At 66.0% G+C, this 1,833-nt stretch carries 2 protein-coding genes; one reads left to right on the top strand and one right to left on the bottom strand.

From position 1 onward, the window contains the following. On the bottom strand, nucleotides 1–949 hold a 949-nt coding region (locus NS1_RS38240; protein WP_084504812.1), incomplete at its 3' end, for a radical SAM protein. A 192-nt stretch (nucleotides 950–1,141) separates the two neighbouring features. Here NS1_RS38240 and NS1_RS38235 point away from each other — a divergent pair. Continuing rightward, nucleotides 1,142–1,833, top strand: a 692-nt coding sequence (locus NS1_RS38235) for a helix-turn-helix domain-containing protein (RefSeq protein ID WP_157125633.1), incomplete at its 3' end; no start/stop codon positions are given.

Below are 1,833 nucleotides of genomic sequence, written 5' to 3'. Positions count from 1 at the left end.
CCGGGTACCCGCACCCGGTGAGCGGTCCGTCGATCAGCAGGTTCTGTGCGAACTCGCCCCCGACATCACCGGCCCGGTCGCACATCAGATTCGCGGTGACCTGCGCGCCGAGCGGGAGGTACCGCCTCTCCACCCCGTCGAGGTTGAGCGCCAGGCGCTCGCCGACGCCGTTGACGCCGATCTGCACCGGAAGCCCCGCTGCCAGTGCGGCTTCCACATTTCGTGTGCTGTGGGCGTAGCTGGCCGAACCGGTCAGATCGGCGAACTCGGCCGGGTCGTCGCTGGGCAGGTTGACCACCATCGTGCGTAGCACCCCCGAGCGGCGCAGGGTCTCGATCTTGTCGCCGGTGAGCGCGGAAGCGTTGGTGTAGAGCGCCAACGGCATCCCGTAGCGGGCCAATACCTCGATGCGGTCAGCGAAGTAGCGGTCGAGGGTGGGTTCGTTGAAGAACTGGAAGGTCACGTAGTCGATCGAGCCGTGCTCGACCAGCTTGACGATGATCTCGGTGAACATGTCCATCGGCATCGTCTGACGGGGTTTCGGGTCAACGGCCACCGGGCAGCTGCGGCAGCCCCAGTTGCAGTGGGCGGTCACTTCGATCTCCCCCGACACCAGCCGGTATTCCCGGCACAACTGTTCTGGCGGTTGAATCCAGTGCCGCGCTGCGGCTTCGGCGACCAGGTCCGCGCCGAACCGGTGCGCGAGCTCCGCGGTGTCGAGAGGTTGGCGGGCGCTGGCGATCAGCAGTTCGAGCATGCGGGGGTCGGTGTGCCAGTCGATGCGGCGGTCCAGGCCGACGATCCCGAACACCGCGCCCTCGGTCGGAGTCCCGTTGTCGGGGGAGGTCGGGCCGAACGTGTCGGAAAAGTAGCGCACCGGTGACGGGGCGCCAGGGTCGACGCGAGTCAGATATGGCGAGGTCTGTACCGAGTTTGGGAGTGGAGTCATGTGAGCGCACCTGTCTGGTTGTGCCACGCGAGGCTGGCCGTTCCGACATCAGCTGTCCGCCGAAGCGGGAACCGATCGCCGTGTCGAAGTGCGTTCAATTTCCCCACGGGTGCAGGCTGTTTCGACAGAGTGGGCTCATACTCACGGGGTACTCACGCACACGCACACCCCCGCGAACAGGAGCGCCCGACAGTGACCTCGGCCGGAACTTCGCCCGCCAACGAACCCGCGGACACGCACGTCAACGTCTTCGCGCTCGAGTTGCGCCGCTGGCGCGATGTCCGTGGACTGTCGCGGCGTGCGCTAGCCACCAAACTGGGCTACAGCCGCCCGTACGTGTCCAAGATCGAGTCCGGCACCGAGAAGCCCTCGGAGGGATTCGCTGGGCGCGCCGAATCGGCACTGCAAGCCGGCGGTGCGCTGCGAGCCGCGTTCGCTGAGTTCGTCGCTGCCCGACCAGGCACGGTCCGCGCTCCCATTGCTGTCGACCCGAGCGACTCGGCAGGGTCGCTCGTGGTCGACCACGACGACGCGAGCTTGTCCTTCGATGGGCTCAACTACCGGCTGCGCCAGCGGCGGCGTCTGATCAACGGTGGGGCCGACCCCATCACCCGCTACCTGATCAGGATCTCGGTAGACCGCTACCCCGGTGACCCTGAACGGTCCAACCAGCTCTACCAGGAACACCCATTGACCTGGGAAGAGATCGACCTACACGCGTGGTACGGCGAAAACAGAACCGAGCCGATGACGTGGACGGCCCACCACGACCGTGACGCGTTCAAAGAGGTCTGGCTGATGTTCAGCGAACCCGACAGTGGACGCCACTTTCCGCTTTACCCTGGCCAAGCGTGCTGGATCGACTACGAATACACCGTCTCGGC

It is taken from the genome of Nocardia salmonicida NBRC 13393, from assembly GCF_001613085.1.
Taxonomy (GTDB): domain Bacteria; phylum Actinomycetota; class Actinomycetes; order Mycobacteriales; family Mycobacteriaceae; genus Nocardia; species Nocardia salmonicida.
Note: the sequence above shows the minus strand (reverse complement) of the source record. Positions and strands in the feature narration are given on the sequence as shown.